Consider the following 5,973-nt stretch of genomic DNA (forward strand, 5'->3'; position numbering starts at 1 on the left):
CCATCATTTTACAAAAAAGACCCGAATCAAAATGATTCGAGTCTTAAGGTCGTATCAAACATATTGTGTCTTAACTTAATGATATTGTATATTTTGACCTATTATTTTTCTTTTATTCTTTGATCAACTTAGCATTAGCCCCTTTAACAAATTGATTCTTACCAATCTGGTAAAAATGTATATTTTTAATAGTCACAACTTTTCCATTATTGATGGGTAGAAAGATGTTTACCTTCCTTAATCAAACTTTGACTCTTATACTTAACGCGTTTGCCCAATTTATTGTAAACATAGGAGTTCTTCGTTAAAACTAATTTCAAGTCTTTAACCTGCTTGATAGTTGAAACTTTAACAAATACATTCTTAGCAACACGGTAGTACTTTTGTCCCTTGATAGTCACAACTTTTCTGTTGTTCCAAACAAGGACGGTTTTTCCTTTATTAAAGAGTAACTTTTTACCGTGTTTTTTAGCAATTTTACCATTTAAAGTGTAGCCATATGTATTCTTTAATAACTTAAACTTCTTTAATTGTAGTGTTTCTTTCTTAGTCTTAAATTGTTGCACATTTACTGAAGAATTAGTCAAATGACCTGTTGTCGGTGCAGTATTTTGAACATTACCTTGAACTACTGTTTTATCTGGTTTAGTATCTTGGGCTTGGACATTACTTTGACCTAGTTGTTTCTCTTGATTTGACTCAATGGTCGATTCACCAGCTCCGTGATTTTCTTTTTGATCATCGTTACTTGGCTTTGCTGCTGGTTTAGTTACATCAGTCTTATTTTGCTCTTGACTTTCTGTAGATTGAGCATTTTCAGTAGTTTGACCACTCTCTGGATCTTCTTTTGAATTGTTAACAGTTTGGTTGTCATTTTTATCTTGCTTTTGACCTTCTGCCGGTTTTACATCTGCTTGATCATCTTTTTTTCCTGTATTAACCGGTTCTGTAAGATAATTTGGATCGTAATGAACAGTAACCTTCTTTTCAACTCTGTTACCAGCTTGGTCCTCTACTGCAATAGTAAAGACATGGGTTGTTGGTTGCCCATTCTGATCATCCAATTGCTCTTCTTGATCAAACTTGTAAGATCCGTACAAATTGGGAGTATTTTGATTTAAATCATTGTAGATTCCTGGAAGAAAATCATAACCCGAATTACCAAATTGCCCAAAAACATTATCACCATTGATAAATACATTGTAACCATCAATGTTATCGTTGGCCTCACCGGATAACTTAAAGGTTGGCTTATTAGTAGTAATTTCAGCCTCATCCTTGTCGCCTAATTGATCTACAGTAAGAGTTGGATCAACAGTGTCAAGAATTAAAGTCAAAGAGCCTCTTGTTGTTTTGCCATCATTCGTCTTAAAGAAATATGATAATTGACGTGTTGCTGGATTATCAATTGTGAATGTTACAGAGAATTTACCATTATCATGAATATCAGCTTGATTTTCTGGATCGACTTCATACGGACTATCAGCTAAGAATGTTAAGCTAATAACTTCTGGATTAACCCGACCAGTCAAAGTAAATTTATGAGTTGCTGGATTGTAATAACCCTTTTCTACTGCTTTATTACCCAAAGTAGAAATATCATTATTATTCAAGTAGTCGAAATGAATTTTAGCGTCATCTTTTGCACTTGAATGATTACCTGGGCCAAATGTGTTTGTGTCAGCTGCTTCATCTTCAAAGTCTACGCCAAGGTCATCGCGATTATCATAATTCTTTCTCTCTTCAGCATTTGGATTGTAGTACACACCCAAGTAGTTAGCATCATTAATTGGCGATGGATCCGTTACTTGTTTAGCATTAAATGTTGGTCCATCAATTTCAACCCAACCTTGAAGAAGGGCTCTTAAATTAATGCCAGTTGCAGCGTCTTTATTGACACTGGTATGAATGTGGAAAGTAGCTACACCGTCATGAACCTCACCGGTATAAACTTCATGAGTGAAGTAGTCCTTCGCAAAAGCTTTAACATTGTCACCCTTGGGTACTGCTGCTTGAACAACAATATCTTGTGGATCCTTGCCTTCTACTGAGTAAACACTGACACCAAATGATCTTTCTTCACCATCAACATGTTGCCATGCGAATTGAGCTTTAGGAGTAAAAGTAGTGAACTTACCTAAAATATTTTTACCCGCTTGATCTGAACTGAAAACAAAATTCTGTTCATCAACACTAACTGGCAATACAAATTGACCTTGATCAACCTGAACCCACTTACCATTGACATAGAAATCATGTTCAGCACCACCACGAAGCATAAATACTTTGCGACCAACATTATAATCATCGGAATTTTCATTGAATGGTAACCCATTAATTGCATTCCAAACTGCAATCTTTTTATGACCTGCTACAGGTGCAACATTAAATGTTTGCGTTGCAGTGTTATCTGCGACATCACTAAAGGCAACGGTAACCTTGTTAGCAGCGCTAGTTAAAGCAGCTTGTTCTTCCGGAGTCAAAACAAAGACAAAGTGTCCCTTGGTTTTATTAGCATTATCAAAGTTTGACTTATCGCCTTCGTTTAACTTAAAGCCAAAGACATGATCGTTAACAGTTACAGTTGCATATGAGTAGTCAGTAAAGCCTGCACCTGCATCAGCGTAATCACCTGACAATGTGAAAGAAGATGTATCATATTTCACATTGTTCAAAACAGGAGCAGTAGTATCAATGATAACTGGAGTGTCATTAGTTTGAACTTTGTTTTCACCATTGTTGTACAAGGTGGCAACAAAGCGGTAAGTGTATTGACCATCTGGAGCAACAACCATCTTCCCAGTAGTCTTATCATAAAGCTTACCGTCCCATTCAAGCGTATCTGAATTATTAACAGTACTACTTAAATCCATCATGCCATTGTGATCGTCATGATATGACTTTTCTGGACCATGGTTATCAGACAAGACTCGAACTACATTACCATTAGCATCAAGAATTTCAACTTTTAAATCTTCCAAGTTTTGCTTTAAAAAAGCTACTGGCTTCAGTAAATCACTCTTTTGATTGTTATTAGGTGAAAAAGCGACTTTCCCACTTTCATATAACTTAGCAACTTCTTGCCAGTTGTAAGTGCCATCGACATTGACTAAAGCTTTTAAGGATTCTTCATCAGCAATTCCACGAGGATAATTATCTTCATTAATTAAATGATTACCTTGAATATCTGGAGCTGCATCATTAGCATTTTGGTCAAAGACATTTTCACTAGTCATATCACCAAAGTAACCTAAATATGGAACGGAAAGATCATTGGCTCCCTTACTGCTCTTGAAATTCAAGAAACCTTCAACCAATTGATTGTTCTTTAATCCAGCAAGATTAAGGACAAAATTCACAGTTTTGGTTTCATTTGGCGCCAATTCAACACTATTTGGTCCAGAAATATTAGCACCAGCAAGTTGCACATCATGGAATAAACCAGTCTCTTCATCTCTAACTTCGGTAAAGCCACCACCCATATCATCAAAATCATAAGCTTGTACTTGATTAGATAAATTATGGAAAGTCAAAGCAAATTCTGAACCATCTTTAATTTGACGCAAACTTAATGAACCAGTTCCATCATCTGCAGTAATATAAACAGGTGATTTAGTGGCAGCACCAACATCAATTTGACCAGATCCCTGTCTTCTTGGAGAAACTGGAGTGTCAAACCCTTTTTGCGTTTGTGGTACCGCTGTATTCATCAACAAAGCCTTAACAGCTTCTACTAAAGCTGCACCCTTTAATTCAGGATTGGTCTTTAATAATCTTTGCTTAACAAGAGTGGCAGCACCGGCAACAAATGGACCAGCCATTGAAGTTCCGCTCATCGTAGTGTAGCCATTATCATTAGCTGTTGAAATGACATCAACACCAGGTGCTGAAATATCTGGCTTAAGCGTGTAATCTGGCAATGGACCCCAAGATGAGAAGGAGGCCATATCGCTATCTTTACCCAAGCCAGAATTTTCTGCAGCAACAGTAATTGCTCCTTTTGCCGCACCAGGGTTTGCTACAGTACTTGAACTAAATGGTAAGTAGTTACCTCTTTCCCCGCCTGGTTCGTAATCGTCCAAATCAGTAATCTTACTTGGATTATCAACTGAAGCTGAATTACCATTATTAGAAGCAGAAATTGACACAATTACCCCATGATCAATTGCGTATTGCACCGCTCTTTGATCAGCATTATTTAAGTCAGCTGCTGAAACACCGCCACCAAGTGACATTTGAATAACATCGGCGCCTAAGTTAACAGCATCGTAGATTTCTTTAGCAAGATCTAATGACGTTGTTGTATCACCAAAAACTTTAAGATGAAGTAATTGAGCCTGTGGCGCAACTCCCACCACATATTCCTTATCACCATCTGGATGACCATCAGCCGCAATAGTTCCTGAAACGTGTTGACCGTGAGGTTCGTCGTCGGGACCTTTTAAATGTTCATTTTCATTGTCAACATAGTTGTAAGCATAAGGTATCTTTTCGTTAACATAACGACCATAGCCCAATTCCTTTAGCTTTTTTTTCATTTCATCTGCAGTTAACTTAGGATCTTTAGGCATAGTTTGAAAATCCTTATGATCAACATCAATTCCGGAATCGATCACAGCTACTGCCATGTGTTCTCCACTATACCCTTGATTCCAAGCATCTTGCACATTGCCTTTAACGTGATCTTGGTTGTTGGCAGGTAACTCTACACCGTTGGCATCTTTTTGACCAGCTTTATCTGCTGTTTGTACTTCATCGACTTGAGTATCAGCTTGCCCGTTATCGCTGTTTTGTTGACCTGTATTTTCTGAATTATCACTTTGATTTTGTGTTTGATCAGTAGCTTGACTTCCTTGTTGTACCTCAGTAGCCTGATTTTGCTCTACTTCATCAGCTTTTACTTTGTTTGCTGAAAACAAGATAGCTGATCCAGAAGCTAAAGTAACAATCGCAGCTTTAGCCCACTTTTTACGCAAAGTTTTCAAAAACTTAGAATGGGTGTATGACTCTAAGTTATCTAACCGTTTTTTTGAACGATTAAGATAAACGAATTTTTCTGAACTATGTTCTGATAATTCTTTCATCTCGCTATCCTCCAAATATTACTTAATGCTAATATTTACCAACTTCCATATATGAAATTGACATAATATTATCACGGTAAATATTAAGAGTCAACAAAAATATTTAAAATACATTTAATTTTTTAAGGCTATTTTTATTTTATAACAAGTGTTTTTAAGCCACAATATTTTATAACATTGAACATGTTGAAAACTTGAACAAGTCATCAAGAATTAAATCTAATACTACATCATGACAGAATCAAAGTAGCACACAAAACCATACTCCAATAGAATAGTTTTTAAACAATTCTAATGATAATCTGCTCTAATATTAAAGAAATAGCATATTAACTCTTTATTCCACTCCTTTTAGAGCTTGAACCATATATATGCTCCTAATTCTACGACTAATAAATAAAGTAGTTGATAATGAACCAATCCATACAAATACAGACGCAATTAAGATAGTTGACCAGTTATAGTATCTAGTATATTCCAAATTAATAGTCGAAAATGTATTAACATACTGTCCTAAAAACCATATTCCAGCTGGAATACCTATCAACCAACCAATAAACGTAGTAATTAAATTTTCAATGAGTGTTAATATGCGTAATTTTTTCTTATGTATTCCAAGTACACGCAAAGTCGCATAATCTCTCATCCTTTCCACAAAGCTTAATGATCCTAAATTATAAAGAACGATGATGATTAATAATGCACCAAATACAATAATTAAGGCGAAAATACTCATTAGGCTATTTACAAAATTATATGCATTCTTTTTTTTGTTCATTAATAGAAATCTTCGAATTAATATCTTGTTTATGATATTTATAATTCTCACCAACTAATAATGTAGTTGGCTGGTAAAATCCTTTAGCTTTTTGCCAAGTATGAGCAGTTA

The 5,973-nt window shown here is 35.6% G+C and carries 3 protein-coding genes; all 3 read right to left on the reverse strand.

The features are described from left to right. Window positions 1-112: 112 nt before the first annotated feature. The 3 genes from HMPREF0518_RS10955 to HMPREF0518_RS06185 all read right to left on the reverse strand — a co-directional run bounded on the left by HMPREF0518_RS10955 (window position 113) and on the right by HMPREF0518_RS06185 (window position 5,862). The gene (locus HMPREF0518_RS10955) at window positions 113-196 is read right to left on the reverse strand and encodes a hypothetical protein (protein ID WP_023192774.1); all 84 of its coding nucleotides are present in this window, start codon (window positions 194-196) and stop codon (window positions 113-115) included. Between the two features lie 10 nt (window positions 197-206). After that, complete coding sequence (locus tag HMPREF0518_RS06180) at window positions 207-5,084, reverse strand: S8 family serine peptidase (RefSeq protein WP_003627181.1); 4,878 nt, start codon at window positions 5,082-5,084, stop codon at window positions 207-209. A gap of 337 nt (window positions 5,085-5,421) precedes the next feature. Then, window positions 5,422-5,862 carry an ABC transporter permease gene (locus HMPREF0518_RS06185; protein ID WP_003627182.1) on the reverse strand — a complete coding sequence of 147 codons (441 nt, stop codon included), beginning with the start codon at window positions 5,860-5,862 and terminating at the stop codon, window positions 5,422-5,424. Window positions 5,863-5,973 lie beyond the last annotated feature (111 nt).

The sequence above is a fragment of the Lactobacillus helveticus DSM 20075 = CGMCC 1.1877 genome, assembly GCF_000160855.1.
Lineage (GTDB): Bacteria > Bacillota > Bacilli > Lactobacillales > Lactobacillaceae > Lactobacillus > Lactobacillus helveticus.